Source organism: Nocardia carnea (genome assembly GCF_029868855.1).
Classification (GTDB): Bacteria; Actinomycetota; Actinomycetes; order Mycobacteriales; family Mycobacteriaceae; genus Nocardia; species Nocardia carnea_A.
Genome location: NZ_JARWOV010000031.1, coordinates 1 through 20606, shown reverse-complemented (window position 1 = coordinate 20606; position 20606 = coordinate 1). Strand labels below are relative to the sequence as shown.

General features: G+C 67.6%; 21 protein-coding genes and 1 riboswitch. Of the genes, 9 read left to right on the top strand and 12 right to left on the bottom strand.

Translation table 11 applies throughout. From position 1 onward, the window contains the following. Positions 1 to 25: 25 nt before the first annotated feature. The 4 genes from QH195_RS02550 to QH195_RS02535 all read right to left on the bottom strand — a co-directional run bounded on the left by QH195_RS02550 (position 26) and on the right by QH195_RS02535 (position 5055). Entirely contained in the window at positions 26 to 2152 is a 2127-nt protein-coding gene (locus tag QH195_RS02550) for a glycosyltransferase family 39 protein (RefSeq protein WP_280434191.1), read from the bottom strand. Beyond that, entirely contained in the window at positions 2149 to 3402 is a 1254-nt protein-coding gene (locus QH195_RS02545; RefSeq protein ID WP_280420975.1) for a bifunctional glycosyltransferase family 2/GtrA family protein, read from the bottom strand. Before QH195_RS02545 ends, QH195_RS02550 begins: the two co-directional genes overlap by 4 nt. Positions 3403 to 3615: 213 nt before the next feature. Next, positions 3616 to 4455, bottom strand: a complete 840-nt coding sequence (thiD, locus tag QH195_RS02540) for a bifunctional hydroxymethylpyrimidine kinase/phosphomethylpyrimidine kinase (protein ID WP_280420974.1) — start codon at positions 4453 to 4455, stop codon at positions 3616 to 3618. Positions 4456 to 4497: 42 nt separating this feature from the next. Further along, positions 4498 to 5055, bottom strand: coding sequence for a TetR/AcrR family transcriptional regulator (locus tag QH195_RS02535; RefSeq protein ID WP_280434190.1), 558 nt, complete (start codon positions 5053 to 5055; stop codon positions 4498 to 4500). Positions 5056 to 5086: 31 nt separating this feature from the next. On the opposite strand from QH195_RS02535, the gene QH195_RS02530 reads away from it, so the two are divergent. Then, on the top strand, positions 5087 to 6343 hold the full coding sequence (locus QH195_RS02530) for a KasA/KasB family beta-ketoacyl-ACP synthase (protein WP_280434189.1): 1257 nt from the start codon (positions 5087 to 5089) through the stop codon (positions 6341 to 6343). 8 nt (positions 6344 to 6351) lie between these two features. Here QH195_RS02530 and QH195_RS02525 read toward each other — a convergent pair whose 3' ends face one another. Further along, entirely contained in the window at positions 6352 to 7017 is a 666-nt protein-coding gene (locus tag QH195_RS02525; RefSeq protein ID WP_280434188.1) for a TetR/AcrR family transcriptional regulator, read from the bottom strand. Between the two features lie 86 nt (positions 7018 to 7103). On the opposite strand from QH195_RS02525, the gene QH195_RS02520 reads away from it, so the two are divergent. The 3 genes from QH195_RS02520 to QH195_RS02510 all read left to right on the top strand — a co-directional run bounded on the left by QH195_RS02520 (position 7104) and on the right by QH195_RS02510 (position 9879). Then, on the top strand, positions 7104 to 8195 hold the full coding sequence (locus QH195_RS02520; RefSeq protein WP_280434187.1) for an epoxide hydrolase family protein: 1092 nt from the start codon (positions 7104 to 7106) through the stop codon (positions 8193 to 8195). 107 nt (positions 8196 to 8302) lie between these two features. Beyond that, complete coding sequence (locus QH195_RS02515) at positions 8303 to 8695, top strand: YciI family protein (RefSeq protein WP_280420969.1); 393 nt, start codon at positions 8303 to 8305, stop codon at positions 8693 to 8695. Beyond that, positions 8692 to 9879 (top strand): RNA polymerase sigma factor, encoded by a 1188-nt coding sequence (locus QH195_RS02510; RefSeq protein WP_280434186.1) that lies wholly within the window; start codon positions 8692 to 8694, stop codon positions 9877 to 9879. Before QH195_RS02515 ends, QH195_RS02510 begins: the two co-directional genes overlap by 4 nt. A 187-nt stretch (positions 9880 to 10066) precedes the next feature. Here QH195_RS02510 and QH195_RS02505 read toward each other — a convergent pair whose 3' ends face one another. Continuing rightward, complete coding sequence (locus QH195_RS02505) at positions 10067 to 10420, bottom strand: nuclear transport factor 2 family protein (protein ID WP_280434185.1); 354 nt, start codon at positions 10418 to 10420, stop codon at positions 10067 to 10069. 118 nt (positions 10421 to 10538) lie between these two features. On the opposite strand from QH195_RS02505, the gene QH195_RS02500 reads away from it, so the two are divergent. Continuing rightward, positions 10539 to 11318, top strand: a complete 780-nt coding sequence (locus QH195_RS02500) for a helix-turn-helix domain-containing protein (protein WP_280420966.1) — start codon at positions 10539 to 10541, stop codon at positions 11316 to 11318. A 123-nt stretch (positions 11319 to 11441) separates the two neighbouring features. Then, positions 11442 to 12065 (top strand): NAD(P)-dependent oxidoreductase, encoded by a 624-nt coding sequence (locus QH195_RS02495; RefSeq protein ID WP_280420965.1) that lies wholly within the window; start codon positions 11442 to 11444, stop codon positions 12063 to 12065. Positions 12066 to 12360: 295 nt separating this feature from the next. Here the strand turns inward: QH195_RS02495 and QH195_RS02490 are convergent, their stop codons facing one another. The 3 genes from QH195_RS02490 to thiC form a co-directional block, all read right to left on the bottom strand. Beyond that, complete coding sequence (locus tag QH195_RS02490; RefSeq protein WP_280434184.1) at positions 12361 to 13509, bottom strand: GTP-binding protein; 1149 nt, start codon at positions 13507 to 13509, stop codon at positions 12361 to 12363. A 23-nt stretch (positions 13510 to 13532) separates the two neighbouring features. Next, positions 13533 to 14138 (bottom strand): hypothetical protein, encoded by a 606-nt coding sequence (locus QH195_RS02485; RefSeq protein WP_280434183.1) that lies wholly within the window; start codon positions 14136 to 14138, stop codon positions 13533 to 13535. A gap of 104 nt (positions 14139 to 14242) precedes the next feature. Next, complete coding sequence (gene thiC / locus QH195_RS02480) at positions 14243 to 15871, bottom strand: phosphomethylpyrimidine synthase ThiC (protein ID WP_280434182.1); 1629 nt, start codon at positions 15869 to 15871, stop codon at positions 14243 to 14245. Continuing rightward, positions 15861 to 15986: riboswitch (TPP riboswitch) on the bottom strand. Its footprint overlaps the gene before it by 11 nt. Before the next feature lie 99 nt (positions 15987 to 16085). Here thiC and QH195_RS02475 point away from each other — a divergent pair. Further along, positions 16086 to 16664, top strand: a complete 579-nt coding sequence (locus tag QH195_RS02475) for a Uma2 family endonuclease (protein WP_280420961.1) — start codon at positions 16086 to 16088, stop codon at positions 16662 to 16664. 232 nt (positions 16665 to 16896) lie between these two features. Here the strand turns inward: QH195_RS02475 and QH195_RS02470 are convergent, their stop codons facing one another. The 3 genes from QH195_RS02470 to QH195_RS02460 are packed head-to-tail and all read right to left on the bottom strand — an operon-like array spanning position 16897 to position 19333. Further along, positions 16897 to 17712 carry an exodeoxyribonuclease III gene (locus tag QH195_RS02470; RefSeq protein ID WP_280420960.1) on the bottom strand — a complete coding sequence of 272 codons (816 nt, stop codon included), beginning with the start codon at positions 17710 to 17712 and terminating at the stop codon, positions 16897 to 16899. A 33-nt stretch (positions 17713 to 17745) separates the two neighbouring features. Next, positions 17746 to 18753, bottom strand: a complete 1008-nt coding sequence (locus tag QH195_RS02465) for an N-acetylglutamate synthase, CG3035 family (RefSeq protein ID WP_280434181.1) — start codon at positions 18751 to 18753, stop codon at positions 17746 to 17748. Continuing rightward, positions 18743 to 19333 carry a peptide deformylase gene (locus QH195_RS02460; RefSeq protein WP_280434180.1) on the bottom strand — a complete coding sequence of 197 codons (591 nt, stop codon included), beginning with the start codon at positions 19331 to 19333 and terminating at the stop codon, positions 18743 to 18745. Before QH195_RS02460 ends, QH195_RS02465 begins: the two co-directional genes overlap by 11 nt. A gap of 244 nt (positions 19334 to 19577) precedes the next feature. Between QH195_RS02460 and QH195_RS02455 the strand changes: the two genes are divergently transcribed. Next, positions 19578 to 19922, top strand: a complete 345-nt coding sequence (locus QH195_RS02455; protein WP_280420957.1) for a DUF3263 domain-containing protein — start codon at positions 19578 to 19580, stop codon at positions 19920 to 19922. Positions 19923 to 20012: 90 nt separating this feature from the next. After that, positions 20013 to 20606, top strand: a 594-nt coding sequence (locus QH195_RS02450) for a LytR C-terminal domain-containing protein (RefSeq protein WP_280434179.1), incomplete at its 3' end; no start/stop codon positions are given.

The following is a 20606-nucleotide window of genomic DNA, read 5'->3' as shown; positions in this document are numbered from 1 at the left end:
CGTCCAGGGCCTGCCCTGCCTCTGACTACTTCGGTGCGGTCAGGTCGTAGACGGTCACGCCGTCCACCTCGCGCGCGGTGAAATGCTCCTGCACCCACTGTGTGATCTCCGCACTCGTGCCGGCCCGGCCGCCGGGCCCGCCGCCGCTACCGCCGAGGAAGTAGTGGATCCGTCCGGATTCGACATACTGCCGGAACTGTTCCAGCGTGGGCGAAGGGTCGCTGCCGTTGAAACCGCCGATCGGCATGACCGGTTTCCCGGTGGTCAGCTGGTATCCGGCCGCACTGTTGGCGGATACGGTGGCCGCCACCCAGGTGTAGGAGTCGGCGTTGTCCGTCAGCAACGCGACCAGGGCGTCGCTCGGTTCGCTCGCACCCATCACGCCGCCGGGACCTCCGCCCATACCGCCGGGCCGGCCCAGACGGCCGGCCGGGGTCCCGTCATCGCCCGGAACTGTGCCGGAAGTCCCGGCGGGCCCGCGGGTTTCCTCGCCTGACCGGCCGTCGGTGCCACCTGCTGTCCCGGAACCAGGAGCCCGGGTGGCCTCGCTTCCGCCTGGCGTACCGGTTGTCAGGCCGGCCCCGCCGTCGTTTGCGCCCGGTGCACCCGGCACCCCGCCCGGCCCGCCGTCACCGTCCCGCACGCCCGGCGGCCGCATATCGCCGAACATCCCGGTATCCGGACCGGCAGTCGGAATCGACCCGGCGTGCGCGGAATTCAACGTGTCGACGGTGTAGGCGATCGGTCCGCCCAACCCCACGGCCGCGGCGAGCACGGCCGCCACGACGGCGGCACGGCGGGGGAGCGGAAGGAGAAGTGCGAGAGTCGCGATGCTGCCGCCCACCAGAATCGCCCAGCGCAGCCACGGCAGGAAATCCGCACTACGGGACAGCAGCATCCAGGCGGTCGCAGTGGTCAGGCCGACCGCAGTGGCCGCCGCGGCGCGTACCCACCAGCGCGACCGATTGCGCCAGAACAACACCGCACCGATACCCACCAGCGCAGCGATCGCGGGCGCCAGCGCCACCGTGTAGTACTGGTGGAAAATTCCGGCCATGAAGCTGAACACCAGTCCGGTGATCAGCAGCCAACCGCCCCACAGCAGTACCTGAGCTCGCACGGCATCGGTGCGTGCGGCCCGGCCGCGCAGCAGCAGCCCGGCGGCCAATGCGATCAGTGCGGCAGGAATCAACCAGGCGATCTGCCCGCCCTGGGCCTGGTCGAACATCCGGGCTGCCCCGGTCTGCCCCCACATTCCGTTTCCACCCGGCGGTAGTTCGCCGCCGGGGCCCACGCTGCCGGTCTCGTTGCCGTTCAACCGGCCCAGTCCGTTGTAGCCGAGGGTGAGTTCGATAATCGAATTGTTCTGTGACCCACCGATATACGGCCGGGAATCGGCCGGCCATAATTCCACGGCCAGCAACCACCAGCCGGCCGCGACCACCATGGCGGCGCCCGCGGCGCACAACTGCGCGAGCCGCTTGCCGAGTTTCGGCGGCCCCGCGAACAGATACACCAGCGCGAGGACCGGCACCACCAACATGACTTGCAACTGCTTGGCCAGGAACCCGAAACCGATGCAGGTGCCGGCGAGCACCAGCCAGCGCCGGCGGCCATTCTCCAGTGCGCGCGTCATCGCCCACACCGCGGCGACCATCAGCAACACCAGTAGGGCGTCGGGATTGTTGAACCGGAACATGAGGGCGAACACCGGGGTCACCGCCACGACGAGACCGGCGATCAGTCCCGCCGCGGGCCCGAACGAACGCCGCACGGTCGCCCAGAGCAGCGCCACCGTCGCCAGACCCAGGAGGACCTGCGGGATCAGCATGCTCCAGCTGTTCATGCCGAACAGCCGGACCGATAGTTCCATCAGCCACAGCGAGGCCGGTGGTTTGTCCACGGTGATGGAGTTCGCGGCATCGGAGGAGCCGAAGAAGAACGCCTTCCACGACACCGAGCCGGCCTGCACGGCCGCGGAGTAGAAGGAGTTCGCCCAGCCGTTCGCGTTCAGGTTGTACAGGTAGGACAGTCCGGTGGCGAGCAGCAGCACCGCCAGCGCGGGGTACTCCCAGCGGCCCGCCCGGGCGGTTCCGGTGCTGTCTGCGGGGGCGGTTCCGGAGGTCCGGGGTGGTACGGCGGTAAGCGTCATCGGCCGGCCTCCGCGGTGAACGACGCAGGCCGACCGGCTTCGCGGAACACCCAGCGCAGCCCGACGAAACGCGTGAGTGTCGCGATCAGGTTCGCCAACACCAGTACGAACAGTTCGAGATGCACGGGCGCCGCGGGTGCCCAATGATGCAGCGCGAACAGTGAACCGCTGGTCACCAGCAGTCCGACCCCGAATATCAGCAGACCCTGGAACTGATGCGACACCATTCCGTGCTGTCCGCGTACCCCGAAGGTGAATGCGCGGTTGACGGCGGTATTCGCGACCGCGGTGATCAACAGGGCCGCGAAATTCGCGATCTGCGCGCCGGCCACCGGTTGCACCAGCAGATAGAGCAGCATGTACGCGAGCGTGGAACCGACGCCGACCAGCGCGAATCGGATCAACTGACCGGCCATGCCCAACGGCACACCCGGGACCAGCGGTTCCCGGCCCACCGCGCCGCGCAGTTCGGCCAGCGGTAGCGACCCGGTGATCAACGCCCGGCCCATCCGCCAGATCCCCCGCAGGTCCTTGCGGGCGGTATCGACGATATCCACCCGGCTGTCGGGATCATCGATCCAATCCACCGGGATCTCGTGAATGCGCAGCCCGGCGCGTTCGGCCAGTACCAGCAGTTCGGTATCGAAGAACCATTCACCGTCTTCGACCAGTGGCAACAGTTTGCGCGCCACCTCGGTGCGCACGGCTTTGAAACCGCATTGGGCATCGGAGAAACCGGCCCGCAGCGACGCCTTCAACAGCAGGTTGTAGCAGCGGGAGACGAATTCGCGTTTGGGTCCGCGCACAACTCTCGAGCCGGTGCTCAGCCGGGTGCCGATCGCCAGATCGGAATGACCGGTGACCAGTGGCGCGACCAGCGGAAGCAGGGCATCCAGGTCGGTCGACAGATCGACATCCATATAGGCGACGATCTGCGCGTCCGACTCCTGCCACACCGTTCGCAGCGCCCGGCCGCGGCCTTTCGCGTCCAGGTGCACCACCCGCACATCGTCGAGTTCGGCGGCGAGCAGTTCGGCCACCGCTAGCGTGGCATCGGTGCTGGCGTTATCGGCGACGGTGATCCGGGCCGGGAAAGGGAATCCGCTGCCCAGATATTCGTGCAGGCGGCGCACACAGACGCCGAGGTCGGTTTCTTCGTTGTACACAGGGACGACCACATCCAGCACAGGCGGCGATGATGGGCCGTCGATCTGATCCGCCGGTCCGGCGACGGTCACGGTCTCGGTCATATCGACCAGATTCGACCGGCGAGCTGGGGCCGGGCTCCAGCCGACCTGGGAGGTTCCTGTGTTCGCGGTGACCCGCAGGCTTCAGTTGTGGGATGTGCCGATGCATCGGCGGGTTCGGCCACGGACCAACCGGAACCTCGTTGTTCGCTCCACGCCGTTGTGGTGTTGTTCCGTAACGCCCTCAGTATGCGCGTGGGTACCGACAGGTTCGGGTCAGTGCAGCCGCCACAGCGGGGATACCGGGCCGTGGCCTTTGCCGAGGTCGTAGGCAGCTTCCAGGCAGCGGCGGGTCCATTCCTTCGCGAATTCGAACGCGTCGGGGACCGAGTAGCCGTTGGCCAGTGCGCAGGCCAGTGCGGCGGCCAGGGTGTCACCGCCGCCGTGGTCGTTGCCGGTGGCGATGCGGGGGGCCCGGAACTCCAGGAAGCGTTCGCCGTCGAACAGCAGGTCCGTGCTGTCGGCCGAGGTGCGCAGATGCCCGCCCTTCACCACGACCCATTGCGGGCCGAGCGCGTGCAACGCCTCCGCCGCCGTCCGCGCCGACGCCCCATCGGTGACCTGCACCCCGGTCAGCAACCGGATCTCGTCCAGGTTCGGCGTGACGATCGTGGCCAGCGGGAAGAGGGTGTAGCGCACCGCGTCCAGGGCCTCGGTGTGCAGGAGCGGATCGCCGTGCATGGACGCCGCGACCGGGTCCACCACCAGCGGCGCCGAGCCGTCGCGCCCGATGCCGACCTCCCGGCAGACCGCGGCCACCGCCTCGATGATGGCGCTGGAGGCGAGCATGCCCGTCTTGGCGGCGCCGACTCCGATATCGCCGGCCACCGACCGCACCTGGTCGGCCACCACCTGCGGCGGAACCTCGTGGAACCCGCTCACCCCCACCGAGTTCTGCACGGTCACCGCGGCAATCGCCACCAGTGCATGCACTCCGCACAGCGCCATGGTGCGGGTATCGGCCTGGATTCCGGCGCCGCCCCCCGAATCGGTCCCGGCGATGGTGAGCACCCGCACCGGGGTCTGTCCCGGCGGGGTCAACGGCAACAAATTCACGCAGTCACCCTACGTGGGCGCGGTCGTGGGCCGGCCGCGTGCTCAGCGGACGGTCTGGTCGATGAGGCGGCGGGCCGCGCGGTCGGTGCGTTCGGTATCGCCGGTGATGAGGCGGTCCTGGAGGATGCCGCGGAGGCCGGAGATCAGCAGGGTGGCGACGACTTCGGGGTCGTCCACCGAAACGAGTTCGCGCAAGCGGGTGGTCAGGGCGGAGGTGAAGGCCGCGATCGCCTCGTCGGCGTAGCGGGCGTATGGGCCCGATGGGGCGCAGGCGGCGCCGAGGACTTGCAGCATCACGGTGTTGCTGACGGCTTCGGGGCCGGCGGCGTTGGACCGATAGAAGTCCCACAGGCGTTCGCGGAGCGCGCCGGCGTCGTTGATCTCGGCGAATACGGTGGTGAGGTCGGGCCGGTGGGTGGCCAGGGCCTGGACCAGCAGTTCTTCCTTGGTGCCGAAGTAGTAGATCAGCATGCGGGAACTGGTGCCGAGTGCGGCGGCCAAGGGGCGGAGCGAAAGGTCCGCGAGGCCGTGCTCGGCGATGTAGCGGACCACGGCGTCGAGGAGTTCGGCGCGTTTGACGTGGTCGAGGGGGCGGGCCATGGGTTGACTGTAGCGAACGGTACAGGTATTGATGAACCCCGTGAATGTACCGATCGCTTCAGGAACTCGGCCCGCGCCCGACCACGTGGTTGTCACGGCTTATGCGGGAGTCACCTCCCTGGCCGACGATATGGACGACACCTGGGCCGCGTTGCTGCGCGGCGAAACCGGTATCACCACCCTCGACGACGATTTCGTCACCGAGTACGACCTGCCGGTACGGATCGGCGGCAAACTGAAATCGCATCCCGGCGCGGAGCTCACCCGGGTGGAACAGCGGCGGCATTCGTACGTGGAACAGCTCGCCCTGGTGCTGGGGCGGCGGGTCTGGGCGGCGGCCGGGCGGCCCGAGGTGGAGGGCGAGCGGCTCGCGGTATGTATCGGCACCGGGCTGGGTGGCGGCGACGCGCTCATCGACGCGGTCGACGCGATGCGGGCGGGCGGGTATCGCAAGGTTTCGCCGATGTCGGTGCCGATGGTCATGCCGAACGGTCCCGCGGCGGCGGTGAGTCTCGAAATCGGCGCGAAAGCAGGTGTTTTCGCCCCCGTCTCGGCATGCTCCTCGGGCACCGAGGCGATCGCGCACGCTTGGCGGTTGATCGTCACCGGGGAAGCCGATGTGGTGGTGGCGGGCGGTGTGGAAGGCCATATCCACGCGGTTCCGATCGCGAGTTTCGCCATGATGCGCGCCATGAGCACGCGTAACGACGAACCGGAGCTGGCCTCCCGCCCGTTCGACCGGGACCGCGACGGTTTCGTCTTCGGTGAGGCCGGTGCCCTGATGGTCCTCGAATCGGAACGGCACGCCCGCGCACGTGGCGCCCGCATCCACGCCCGGATGCTCGGCGCGGGTATCACCTCCGACGCGTACCACATCGTCGCCTCGGACCCGGCCGGTGCCGGCGCGGCACGGGCCATGCGTAAGGCGATTGCCACAGCAGGGTTGCAGCCCACCGATATCCGGCACGTGAACGCACACGCCACCTCGACTTCGATCGGCGACGCGTCCGAGGCCGCGGCGATCGGCTCGGTGACACCGGAAGCTTCGGTCTACGCGCCCAAATCGGCGCTGGGGCATTCGATCGGGGCGGTCGGTGCGCTGGAAGCCATCCTGACCGCACTGACATTGCGTGAGCGGGTCGTCCCGCCCACGCTCAACCTCGACAACGCCGACGTCGATCTCGATATCGTGCACGGCTCCGCGCGGCCGCAAGCGTGCGAGTACGCGCTGACGAACTCCTTCGGATTCGGCGGGCACAACGTCACTCTCGCCCTCGGCCGGGCCTGACCCGGGACTTACACGGTGCGGTTGCCCGCAGGATCACGCCTCCACCGCCAGGCGAATTCTCCGGCGCGGGGTGGCGGGCCGGGAAGGTCTTCGTCGGCGCGCAGCCCGGCGAGCAGGAGGGCGAGGATCCGGCGGCGTAACTGTCCGGTGCGCTCGGCATCGGGGGTCGAGATCGCGGCGCAGGCCTCCAGTACGAGGCCGAGGTCCTGGGGGGTCGCGTCCCGGCGCAGCTGTCCGGAGGCGTATGCACGCCGGACGAGTTCGTTGTTCACCTCCTCGGCATGCCGGACATCGGGCAGCAACGATTCGTCGGGGGTGAAGGTGCCGGCGAGGTGGACGGTCAGCGAGTGCACGTCGGCGTCGACCACCCGCTCCAGGAAACGCACCAGGCCCTGCCAGCCGTCGGGTTCGGCCAGTGCGGCATCGGCTTCGGCGTTGTAGCGGCGCAGTCCGTCGTGGCAGAGGGTCCGCAGCAGTACGTCTTTGCTGGGGTAGCGGCGGTAGAGGGCGCTGATACCGACTCCGGCTCGTTCGGCGACGGCCGAGATCGGCGCGTTCGCGTCGGCGAGGAATACCGCTCGGGCGGCGTCGAGGATGAGTCCGTCGTTGCGCGCTGCCTGCGCTTTGCGGCCGGGGAGGGGTTTTGCTGCGGGGGATTCGGCTGAGCGGGACATGCTCCGAGATTAGCACTTGAAACGGAATGATCCGTTCTGCTACTGTCTGAACAGAACAAAGCATTCCGTTCCAGTCAGGAGTCGATATGACCGCCATCCAGCCCTTCCGCATCGAGATCCCCGCCGCCGACCTCGACGATCTGCGCGCCCGCCTGGACCGCACCCGCTGGGCGGATCAGATCCCCGGCTCCGGTGACGAATACGGCGTGAGCGTCGACCGGGTACGGCACCTGGCCGATGTCTGGCGCTCGCTCGACTGGCGCGCCCAAGAGCGGAAGCTGAACGCCTACCCCCAGTTCCGCACCGAAATCGACGGTCAACTGATCCACTTCCTGCATATCCGCACATCGGGTGCGCAGGGGTTCCCGCTGATCCTGACCCACGGCTGGCCCGGCACCTTCGTCGAATTCCTCGATCTCGTCGAACCGCTCACCGCGGCGGGTTTCGACCTGGTCATTCCCTCGGTGCCCGGCTACGGTTTCTCCGGCCCGACAACGGAAGCCGGCTGGAACGACGCCCGGATCGCCCGTGTCTGGGCGGAGCTGATGCGCCGTCTCGGCTACCGGCGCTACGGCGCGGTGGGCAACGACGGCGGTTCGGCCATCTCTGCGGAACTGGGCCGGTACGCTCCCGAACAGGTGGTGGGAGTGCATGTCGCGCAGGTGTATTCGTTCCCGTCCGGCGACCCCGCCGAACTGGCCGATCTCAGTGCCGACGAGCAGCAGTCCATGGCGACGCTGGACTGGTTCGTCAAGAACAAGATGGGCTTCAACGTCCTGCAATCGCAGCAGCCGCAGACTCTCGCGCATGCGCTGACGGACTCCCCGGCCGGTCTGCTCGGCTGGAACAGTCAATTGCTCGGGCCGGATCTGGACGACGAATTCGTCGTCACCAATATCGCGATCCACTGGTTCACCGGAACCGCGGGCTCGGCTATCCGGCACTACTACGAAAAGGACAAGGCCGAGCAGCCCACCGAACCGAGCATCGTGCCGCTCGCCTTGTCCGGCTCCACCGGCGATTTCCACGGCATCCGGCGTTTCGCCGAGCGCGACCACAATGTGGTGTCGTGGCGGACCCACGATGTGCCCAGCCACTACCTGCACCACGCCGCGCCCGCGCTCATGGCCGAGGAGATCACCGTGTTCTTCGACAAATACCGCCGCGGCGGCGAATAGATCGCGAAATCGGAGCCGGATCGATGTCGACAGCGCGGGTCCGGTTCCGACGTTCCCGGTGAGGATGGATCGGACGGATCCATCCACCACCGAGCGAGGAGTAGGTCGTGAAATACGTGATCCTGATCCATTCGAACCCGCAGCCGTGGGGTCACCCGACCGGCGACTACCTGGCCGAATTCCAGGCGCTGCCGGAAGCGGAACGCGACCGTATCAGCGGTGATTTCGAACGTTTGCTCACCGAGATGCAGGAGAAGGGCGAGTTGCTGGGCGGTGAGGCGCTGGGGGCGCCCGATGCCGCGCGGTTGTACCGATGGGAGGCGGGCCGGGCGGTCGCCGGGGACGGTCCGTACTCCGAGGCCAAGGAGCATCTGGCCGGCTTCTTCCTGATCGATGTGGAGGACCACGCGCGGGCGGAGGAGATCGCGGCGGTGTTCGCGGGGCCCGGTGAGACGGTCGAACTGCGGCCCACGATGTGGCCGGGCGGCGACGACAGATGACCGCCGAAACCCCGGTGGTGGCCGAGGTGTGGCGCCGGGAGGCGCCGCATATCCTCACCGCTCTGCTGCGCCGCCACGGCGACCTCGGCGAATGTGAGGACGCGGCGCAGGAGGCGGCCGAGGCGGCCACGGTGCGCTGGGCTCGGGACGGGCTGCCGGACAATCCGCGGGCCGGGCGCGAAGCGGCGGTGGCCGCGGCGCAGCTGGGTGATATCGGGTTCGCGCCCGCCGCCGACCTTCCGGAAGCCGAATCCGGCGACGATACGCTGCGACTTTTCCTGCTGTGCTGCCATCCGAGTCTCACCCGGTCGTCCCAGGTGGCGCTGACACTGCACGCTGTCGCCGGTATACCGGCCGAGCGGATCGCGGCCGCCTATCTGGTTCCGGAACGCACCATGGCGCAGCGACTCACCCGTGCGCGAGCGACGCTGCGCCGGTCGGGCGCGCGGTTCGAACTACCCGCGCCGGCGGATCTACCGGACCGGCTGGCCGCGGTGCTCGACACCTGTCATTTGATGTTCACGGCCGGGCACACCGTGAGTGCCGGGGCGTCCGTGCACGATCCGGGCCTGGCGGAGGAGGCGATACGGCTGACCCGGATTCTGCACCGGGCCGTACCCGATCATGACGAGGTCGCCGGGGCTCTGGCTCTTATGCTGCTCACCCACGCCCGAGCCGCCGCGCGAACCGATACGCACGGCGAACTGGTACCGCTGGCGGAGCAGGACCGCAGCCGGTGGAACGGCAACGCGATCGCCGAGGGAATCGGCATTCTCGAACGGGTGCTGCCCCGAGGATATATCGGTCGCTACCAGCTCGAGGCGGCCATCGCCGCCGTGCATGCCGAAGCCGGCACGTGGGAGAGCACCGACTGGCGCCAGATCGTCGTGCTCTACGCAATGCTCGACCGAGTGGCGCCGGGTCCCGCGGTCACCCTCAACAGGGCAGTTGCGGTCGCGATGGTGGCGGGCCCGGAAGCGGGGCTGCGGCTGACCGAGCCGCTGCTCGACGAACCCGCCATGCGCCGCCACCATCGCACCTACGCGGTCCGTGGCCACCTGCTCGAAATGGCCGGCGACCCGGAGGCGGCGCGGGTGAGTTACCGCCGTGCCGCCGCGCTCACGGCGAGTCTGCCGGAACAGCGTTATCTCAACGCCCGTCTGCGCCGTCTCGGTTCATCCTGAATTGTCCTGTCCCCGCAGGGGGACAGGGCGATATTCCGTTACGTGCGCCGGGCCGACCGTGACGCCCGGCCGAGCAGGGCGACGGAACGGCCGTAGGGGCCGGCCTCGGCAGCGCTCGGGCGGAGGTCGTCCGCAGGCACGCGTCCGTGGACCCGTAACGGGCGATCCCGGTGGCCGTCCCGGAACCTCAGCCCGGAACCTTGTCCAGGAATCCGAGCACAGTCTCGATACGCCCCTGTTCGTCGGTGACCAGGACGTCGAAACCGATGATCACCGGTTCCGCGCCGGCCGGTCCCAGACCCCACTGGAAGCGGACCTGGCGGTGGTGGTTGTCCGGTTCGCCGACCTGCGTGAAGACGAAACCCGGGAACTGGTCGTGCACAGCGCCGATGGTGGTGCCGATCGCGTCGCGGCCCGCGGCGTCCGCGAGTGGATCGGTGTAGGTGGCGTCCGGCGCCCAGTGCTCGGCGAGCAGGGCGGTGCGGGCCTGCGGGTCGGTGCTGTTCCAGGTACGAAGGTAGGTGGTGACGATGTCGTTCATCGGGGGATCCTTCCGGGTCGGGGTGAATGTGTTGCTCACAGCATCGCCACGATCCGGCGGGTTGACGATTACGTCGGAGGTAATGGGATCGGCTACCGGAGCGGCTAGCATCCGATAGGTGGCGACATTGGACACCGAATCCTCGGTAGGCGGCCTGATCCGCGCGTGGCGGGAGCGGCGGCGGCTGAGTCAGCTGCAGCTGGCCGCGCAGGCCGAGGTGTCGACGCGGCATCTGAGTTTCGTGGAGACCGGTCGGTCGCGACCCACCCGGGAGATGATCGAGCGACTCGCCACGCATCTGGACGTACCGCTGCGGGAACGCAATGAACTCCTGCTCTCGGCCGGCTACGCGCCCCGCTACGGCCAGCGCGACCCGGACGCACCCGAATTGCGCGCGGTGATGGACGCCTTCCGCACCCTGCTCGACGCACATCTCCCACATCCGGCGCTGGTACTGGACCGCTGCTGGGACGTGGTCGATCGCAATACCGCCACCGATGTACTGCTCGAGGGATGCGCTCCGGAACTGCTCGAACCGCCGGTCAACGCGATTCGCATCTCCCTGCATCCGGACGGGCTGGCGCCGCGGATACGCAACCTGGGTCAGTGGCGGGGACATCTACTGAGCCAGATCCGGTCCCGCCTGGCGGCCACCGGGGATCCGCGATTGCGGTCATTGCTGGACGAGGTGTCGGCCTACCCGTACCGCGATACGGGAGTCGTGGCGCGGGCCGATGTGGTGGTACCGCTGCGGCTGAGTGTGGGCGATACGGAGTTCTCCTTTTTCAGTATCACCGCCTCGGCGATGTCGGCCACCGATGTCACGATCGACGAATTGCATATCGAGGCCTTCTACCCGGCGGACGAGGCGACGGTGCGGGCCTTCCGCGCGATGTGATCGCCCCGTCGCACCACCTGTAGACGTTCGCTTATGTAGAAGAGTGTTCGAGCCATGTTCCGTCTCGCTTCTGACGGGTGTACTGGATTCAGTCATCAGCCAGCACTTTCGTAAGGAGCGGATATGCGAATCGCAGTTTTCGGAGCCACCGGTACGGTCGGCCGGCAGATCGTCGATCAGGCGCTCGAGCGCGGGTACGAGGTCACGGCGCTCACCCGGGATGCCGCCCGGATCAGCCGGGTCCACGAACGATTGCACGTCGTAGAAGGCGATGTGCTCGACCCCGGGGCGGTCGAACGAGCCGTCACCGGCCAGGACGCGGTCCTGGTGGCGCTCGGCAACGGTCGCAATGGTGTGGTGCGGGCCGAGGGCACCCGGACGGTGATCGAAGCGATGAACCGGGCGGGGGTGAAACGGCTCGTCTGCCAGTCCACCCTCGGCGCCGGCGACAGCCGGGGAAACCTGAACTTCGTGTGGAAATACATCATGTTCGGCCTGCTGTTGCGCCCCGCCTACGCCGACCATCAGCAGCAGGAGGCCTACGTTCGGGCCAGCGACCTGGATTGGACCATCGTGCGCCCCAGTGCTTTCACCGACGGTCCCCGCACCGGCACCTACCGTCACGGGTTCGGCCCCGATGAACGCGGGCTCGCTTTGAAGATCGCCCGGGCGGATATCGCGGACTTCTTGCTGGACCAGATCACCGACCGCACCTATGTACACCGAGCCCCAGGCCTGTCCAACTGAACCAGGCCGGTCCACTGCAACCGTCGTCGCACCCGGCGGTTGCCGGTGTCGAGCCGCCGGGTAACCGAGTCGGCGGAGTCGGTGGTTCGTGGCATCGGCCATTCGACGGTGCGGCAGCGCCGAACGAGGGCCGGCCCTCGGGCCACGGCGGAGGAATGGTCGGGTGAGCGCTGCCGCGACCGGTACCTGACGCGTTCGGCTTTCCACACAACCTCACTCGGCAGCAGCCGGTCTCCGTTCGGCACCCGAACTGCGCCGCGAGATCGGTACCCGGTGCCGACCTGGGGCAGTGGATTCAGGAGTGTTCGTGGACGGTGTCCCATGCGGGAAAGGGATCGGAGTAGGTGATCCATACGCCCGGCCCGGCCTCGTATTCGGTGTCGGTGAGCAGCGCTGCGTCCAGCATCTCGCGCAGGGTCGCGCGGTCGAGGCGGACCCCGATGAAAACGATTTCCTGCCCGGCCGGGATCTCCAGCGACGACCACCAGGCGGCCGGTTCGAAGGTGAGATTCGGTCCGGCCTGCGACCAGATCGCGGCGAGTTCGGGGCGGCTGGCGATCCAGCAGAAACCCTTGCTGCGCAACAGCCTGCGCACCTGGGTCAATGCGTCGGCCAGGCGCTGCGGGTGGAACGGCCGGTCGGCGCGGTAGGTCAGACTGCTGATGCCGTATTCCTCGGTTTCCGGCACATGCCCACCGGCCAGTTCGTCGGCCCAGCCCTCGGTGCCCGCCGCGACCACCGGATCGTAGCGGCCGGTGCCGAGCACCTCGCCCAGGTCGACGACGCCGTTGCGGGTGCGGAACAGTTCGGCTCGCGGGTTCATTCGCCGCACGGTCGCTTCCACGGCGCCTACGATCTGCGGGCTCACCAGGTCGGTCTTGTTGATCAGCAGGACATCGGCGAATTCCACTTGGTCGGCGAGCAGATCGGCGATACCGCGTTCGTCGCCGTCGCCGGCTTCGAGATTGCGGGCGGCCAGGGTTTCGCCGCGGGTGATCTCGGTGAGGAACGTGGAGGCGTCCACCACCGTCACCATGGTGTCGAGGCGGGCGAGTTCACCGAGGGAGAAGCCGTCCTCGAATTCCCATTCGAAGGTCGCCGCCACCGGCATCGGTTCGGAGATACCGGTGGATTCGATCACCAGCTGATCGAATCGCCCCTCGCGAGCGAGCTTTCCCACCGCCTCGATGAGGTCCTCGCGCAAGGTGCAGCAGATACAGCCGTTGGTGAGTTCGACCAGTTTCTCTTGTGTCCGGTCCAGGTGTCCCTGGCCGGCGACGAGGGCCGCGTCGATGTTGACCTCGCTCATGTCATTGACGATCACCGCGACGCGGCGTCCTTCGCGGTTGGCGAGTATGTGGTTGAGCAGGGTGGTTTTACCGGCGCCGAGGAATCCGGACAGCACGGTCACCGGCAGCGGGCAGGGAAGCGCGGAACTGGTCACCAGTAAATGATAACCATTTTCATTTAGGCGCCGATGTTCGGGCTACCGGCCTGCCTGGTCATGCGCTGCCGGACCACGATGATCACGCAGAGGCAGACGCCCAGGGTGGTCGCGTAGACGGGGAAAGCCCAGACCGCCGGCTCCCAAACGGTGATGGTGAGCAGGGTGATGATTCCGTTCACCGCCACGAGACCGAAGACGAGGGGGTTCTCGGTGCCCGGCGCGGACCACGCTTTACGGAAGGTCGGGATCGCCGCGGCCAGATCGCCGAGGACCGCGAAGATCACGGCTGTCTGCGGATCATCCCAGGCCAGCCAGATCGCCAGTGCGACCACCGAAGCGGCCCCGCAGAGCAGATCGGCGAACGACAACCGCCAATAGCTCGACCTGTTCGCGAACGACGCGAGGAACACCACTGCCGGGCCCGCGCCCATCGAAAAAGTGAGGACCGCAGGCAAGCCCACCCCGTCGTCGAGCTGGGCGCCGAATCCGGTCAGCGACGCGGCGGCCCAGAGGAACCACGAGAGCCGGTTCGGTCTCACTTCGCCGCGCAGGGTGAGCAGGGCATAGCTGAGCGTTCCCACCATGCTGAGGGCGGCGCCGAGGAAGACGAACCGTGGATCGATCATCGATCAACGAGAACACCGCCGATCCCGGACCGGCAAACGGAGTGCCCCCGGATCGCGGGCCGAGGTGGCGCCCGCACCGGGTGCGGGTGCGGGCGCTACGTCCCTCAGGTGGTGATCGGCAGGTACACGCGATTACCGGAATCGGTGAATTCGGCCGATTTCTCGGCCATTCCCGCCTCGATGGCCTCCACATCGGTGAGATTGTTCCGCTCCGCGTATTCGCGGACGTCCGCCGAAATCCGCATCGAGCAGAACTTCGGACCGCACATCGAGCAGAAATGCGCGGTTTTCGCCGGCTCCGCGGGCATCGTCTCGTCGTGGTACTCGCGAGCGGTATCCGGGTCCAGGGACAGCGCGAACTGGTCACGCCAGCGGAATTCGAAACGGGCCCTGGACAGTTCGTCGTCCCGCCGCTGTGCGTGCGGATGCCCCTTGGCGAGATCGGCGGAGTGCGCGGCGATCTTGTAGGTGATGACGCCGGTCTTCACATCGTCCCGGTTCGGTAGACCGAGATGTTCCTTGGGGGTGACGTAACACAGCATCGCCGTCCCTGCCTGCGCGATCATCGCGGCACCGATGGCCGAGGTGATGTGGTCGTAGGCGGGTGCGATATCGGTGGCCAGCGGGCCGAGCGTATAGAAGGGGGCTTCCTCGCACAGCTCCTCTTCCAGCCGGACGTTCTCCACGATCTTGTGCATCGGCACATGGCCCGGGCCCTCGATCATCACCTGCACACCGTGGGATTTCGCGACCCTGGTGAGTTCACCGAGCGTACGGAGTTCGGCGAACTGCGCTTCGTCGTTCGCATCGGCGATGGAACCCGGGCGCAAGCCGTCGCCGAGGGAGAACGTCACGTCGTAGCGGGCCAGTATTTCGCACAGTTCCTCGAAGTGCGTGTACAGAAACGACTCCTGATGATGGGCCAGACACCACGCGGCCATGATCGACCCGCCACGCGACACGATCCCGGTCACTCGTTTCGCGGTGAGCGGCACATACCGCAGCAGCACACCGGCGTGCACGGTCATATAGTCGACACCCTGCTCACACTGCTCGATCACGGTATCGCGGTACAGCTCCCAGGTGAGCGCGGCCGGATCACCGTTGCATTTCTCCAGCGCCTGATAGATCGGCACCGTCCCCACCGGGACCGGAGAATTACGCAGAATCCATTCGCGGGTTTCGTGAATGTTCTTGCCGGTGGACAGATCCATGATGGTGTCGGCGCCCCAGCGGGTGGCCCACACCATCTTCTCGACCTCCTCGGCGATCGAGGAGGAGACCGCGGAATTGCCGATATTGGCATTGATCTTCACCAGGAACTTCTTGCCGATAACGGTCGGCTCGAGTTCCGGATGCCGGTGATTGGCCGGGATCACCGCGCGCCCCGCGGCGATCTCCGCCCGGACCGTCTCCGCCTCGACGCCCTCGCGCGCGGCGATGAATCGCATCTCGTCGGTGACCACCCCGGCCCGGGCCCACGCCAGCTGGGTGCGCGGGCCGGGAATGTCCGGTTTCGCCCAGGTGTCCCGGAGCTTCGGCAGACCGGCTTCCAGATCGATGGTCGCCGAAGTATCGGTATACGGACCCGAAGTGTCGTAGACATCGAAATGTTCACCGTTGGTCAGCGCGATCCGGCGCACCGGTATACGCAGACCGTCCACTTCCCGATAGTGCTTGACGCTGCCCTCGATCGCACCCGTGGTTACGGAATCGACAGGTGTACCCGTCATTTTTCCTCCCTACGCCGGCATTACCCGGTCAGGTTCATACGGTCGACGGCCCTGAGCGCCCGGATGGGCTAGCCGTCCTCTCAGCCCGCTGGTGCGAGCCCCCGTGGGTATGGAATTTTCCGCGGTCGACCATACGCTCTGTTCGACTGCGCCGCATTCGGTGGCACGGGTGTCCCACGCGGCTTCGGGCAGCTGCGAGCGATAGGGTCGAACGGTGACGCTCTCGCATGGATCGCTGATGACCGTGGACGAGTTCGAAGAACTCGACGCCGCGGCCCAGCGCATATCCGAGGGACTGCGGCTGGAATACCTCAACGGCCTGCTGGCGGCAAAGGCACGTCCGGACGTGAACCACAGCCGAGTCATCCAGTGGCTGGCCCGTTTCCTCGTACCGCGCAGATCGGAACTGTGGCTTTTCGCCGACCGCGGCCTGCGGGCGGGCCGCAGTGGGGGCAGCCGGGTGCGTCCGGATGCGATCCTCGCGCCCGCCTCGGCTTTCGCCGGGGAAGGTGAATGGTCGGATCCGCAGCCGGTACTGATGACCATCGAGGTCACCTCCCGGGCGCAGCACACCGAACTACGGGACCGACTCGACAAACCGTTCCTGTACGCGGCGACCGCGATCCCGCTCTACCTGCTCATCGACCGCGGTTCCGCGGAGATCAATATCTTCAGCGAACCCGACGACGGGCGTTACGCCTCCCGCGTGACCCTCCCGTTCGGCACCGATATAGAAATCCCCGATCCGCTGAACGTCATCCTGGCCACCGACCCCCTCCTCGACTGGACCTGACAGCCGAAACGGGCCGGGTCCACGGCAACCGGCACTGTCTCCCCGTCCGCATGTATCGATCAACACCCGACCTCGCTGCTGACCATGTACCCACCCGAAACCCCATGGGTGGGACCCGCCCGGTTCTGGAGCGACAGAGCGGGGGAGCGAAGCGGAGGAGCGGCGGAGTGAAGAACCGGGTTGATAGGGCCCCGCCCTCGAGCCGCGGAGCGGCTCCAAAATTACAGCGCACTCAAATACCGAACTCCGCGATCACCGGAGCGTGATCACTCGCCCCCTTGCCCTTGCGTTCTTCCCGGTCCACACCCGCGTCCACCACAGTCGCCGACAAGGCCGGGGACGCGAGGATGAAATCGATACGCATACCTTCCTTACGAGGAAACCGCAGCTGCGTGTAATCCCAGTAGGTGTACACCCCGGGTCCGGGCGCGAAGGGCCGCATCACATCGGTGAAGCCGGTCGCGGTGATGGCCGCGAACGCATCCCGTTCCGGTTGGGAGACATGAGTTTTCCCGGTGAAGAATTCGGTGGACCACACATCGTCGTCGGTGGGCGCGATATTCCAGTCCCCGACGAGGGCTGCCCTGGTTTCCGGGTTCTCGGCCAGCCAGCGGGCGGCGTTCTCGCGCAGGGCCGCAAGCCAGGCGAGTTTGTACTCGTAGTGCGGATCGTTCAGGGTGCGGCCGTTGGGCACGTACAGGCTCCATACCCGGACGCCGCCGCAGGTGGCCCCGAGCGCCCGTGCTTCGACCGTGGGCGTGCTGATCAGCGCCTCCGCGGCATCCCGATCGAACCCGGGCTGATCCGGGAACCCGATCTCCACATCGTCCAGTCCCACCCGTGACGCTATCGCCACCCCGTTCCACTGGTTGAGCCCCACATGGGCCACCTCGTAACCGGCCTCGGTGAACCGCTCGAACGGGAACTGGTCGTCGCGGCATTTGGTTTCCTGCAAAGCCACGACATCGATGTCCTGGCGGTCCAGCCAGGCCAGCACCCGGTCCTGCCGGGAGCGGATCGAATTGACATTCCAGGTGGCCAGTCGCAACTGAATTCCCGTCTCTGTTGGGTGGCGCCGAAACTACGGCGCCGGCGCGGCAACGCCGGGCACGGCGTAGCGGTAGCTGTGATGGTCGAGGAAACCCAGCTCGCCGAAAAGTTCCAGTGCTTCCACATTACCGGCTTCGACCTGCACGTACGCATGGGTTGCGCCACGGTCGTGACCCCACCGGAGCAGTTCCCCGCAGACCAGCGCCGCCAGTCCGTGGCGGCGGTGCGCGGCCAGTACGGCCACACATGTCAGGCCGACCCAGCGGCGGCCGTCCGAGGCAGTGGTGAGGGCGGCGCGAGCGATCGCGATGGGGCTGGGCAGGCCGAGCGAGGCAAACCCGAGTTGGCCCTCGTGCACCGCGCACAGCACCTCCGGCAGGGGAACGGTGGCGGTATGGCCGCTGGGCTCGTCACCACGGTAGCGGTGGATCTCCAGCCAGGCGATATCGGGTTCGGTCGCGATCCGGACCATGGACGGGCCCTGCGGGAGTACGAAATTGTCCAGGTCTATGCCCAGTACCCGGGTTTCGCCCCAGCTGTTCCAACCCGGCGGCACGGTCGCCAGCCGATCCGGTAGCGCGAGTTGCAGCGGTAGCCCCTTGGCCGCATACCAGGCCCCGATCCGGTGCAGCGTTTCCGCGTCCACTCGCGCCGGTCCGCTCGAATCACCTATGGGGACAGCCGAATTGGCGCGTCGGGTATAGCCGTGCCCGGAGCGCAGCAGCCAGCCGTCCATCCAGGCGTACTCGGTACCCGGCCACCCGTAGGCGGCCGCGGATTCCAGTGCGCGGATCTCGGAGGTGCGAATCGGCCGGGGTCCCAGCGTTTTCAGGGCGACCACCCGGGCCGCGGGTATCAGCACCGGATGACCGTCGGCGCCCATGACGGTGAGCGGGTTGGTGGAAACCACCTCACCGATCACATCGGTGAGCGGCGGATCGCTGCCGTCCGGGAGCCGGTACCGCACCACGACCCGCTCACCGACCGGGATATCCGGTGCGGTGGGCTGCTGCTCGCGTTCCGGCGGTTCAGTCGTCATATCCGAAGGGGTCCGGATCGGTACCGGGTAGCCAGCTCAGCCCGGGGACACCCCAGCCGTTGCGTTTCACCGATTTCTTCGCCGCCCGTGCGTGCCGGCCGATGAGCACATCGATGTAGAGGTGGCCGTCCAGATGCCCGACCTCGTGCTGCAGCATCCGGGCGAAAAAGCCCGTGCCCTCGATCTCGACCGGTTCACCGTGCTCGTCGGTGCCGGTGACCTTGGCCCAGTCGGCGCGGCCGGTGGGGAACTGTTCCCCGGGTACGGAGAGGCAGCCTTCGTCGTCGTCATCGGGGTCCGGCATGGTTTCCGGGATCGCCGAGGTCTCCAGTGCGGGGTTGATGACGGCCCCGCGGCGTCGTGCCACCGTGCCGTCCGCCGCCGGATCGGGGCAGTCGTAGACGAAGAGCCGCTTGGACACTCCGACCTGGTTGGCGGCCAGGCCCACGCCGTTGGCGGCGTCCAGCGTTTCGTACATATCGGCGATCAGCCCGGCCAGTTCGGCCGGTGATTCGGTCACCGGCTCGGTCGGGCGGTGCAGTACGGGATCACCGACGATCACGATGGGCAGGATTGACATGGTTACGAGCTTATGGGGACGCCTGCGGCGGCAGGAAAAGGGCCTGTCCGTGGAAGCCGCGTATGCGGTAGGGCCCGGACCGGTCGGTCAGTGCCCGAATTTCTGGTACCGGTGTACCGGACACGCCCGGGCGGACTCGGCAGCGGCCGACCGGGTGTCGTGGTTGAATATCGCAAGGCAGTAACACGGCGAGGCGTTCGGTCACGATTCGATCGCATCCGGTGGTAACTCGGCGAGGAGCAAGATGGACGGCGCAGCAGCGCGGGAGCTTTCCGCAATCCAGGGCAGTCCTCCGGCCAATACGAATACGTTCCCCGAACCGGCTCATGATCCCGAGAGCGGCCTGAGTCGCCGCGAACACGAGATCCTGGCCTTCGAGCGGCAGTGGTGGAAGTACGCGGGCGCCAAAGAGGAGGCGATCCGCGAACTCTTCGCGCTCTCGCCCACCCGCTACTACCAGGTTCTCAACACCCTCATCGACCGCCCCGAGGCCCTGGCCGTCGACCCGATGCTGGTGAAACGCCTGCGCCGGCTGCGCGCCAGCCGCCAGAAATCCCGGGCCGCCCGCCGCCTCGGCTTCCAGGTGTAAACCCCTCTCACTCGCCGCTGTGCTGTTCACGAGAGGCCGAACCCGCGCGCCGGAGGCGCGCTGTAGTCACCTCCCGCTAGGCTCGGGCGGGTGAGCAATTCGAACCCTGGCTCCGGTGGTCCGCCGCTGCGTGCGACGGCAATGGTTCTGATCGCCCTGGCGATCGTTTTCGCCGGTCTGGGCGCGATGTCGCTGTCGAGTGCGGATTCCGACACCAGCGACAACGCCGAGGGTGCCGGCACCACGTCGGCGTCCGCCGCGCCGACCACCCCGCGTGCCACGACCACCGCGGCAGCGCCCACCACAGCCGCGGTGGGCGCACCGTCCGCGGGCGCGACCACCACTGCGGGCGCGACCACTACACCGGGCGCGACCACCACATCCGCCGCCGGCGAGGTCGACCGCGCCACCCCGGTCCGCGTGCTCAACAACAGTCTGGTCGCCGGATTGGCCGCCACCACGGCCGACGAACTCTCGGCCCGCGGCTGGACCAACACCTCGACCGGTAACTACGCCGCCACCACCCTCGCGGCCACCACCGTCTACTACGGTTCCGCGCCGGCCGACGAGGCGGCCGCGGCCGCCCAACCCGCGGGGCGCGGCGCCCCCCCCCCCCCCAAGACCCCCCCACGGGGGGCCGGGTGGGGGCGGGTGGGGGTGGTCACCGCCGTATCCAATGTGCGG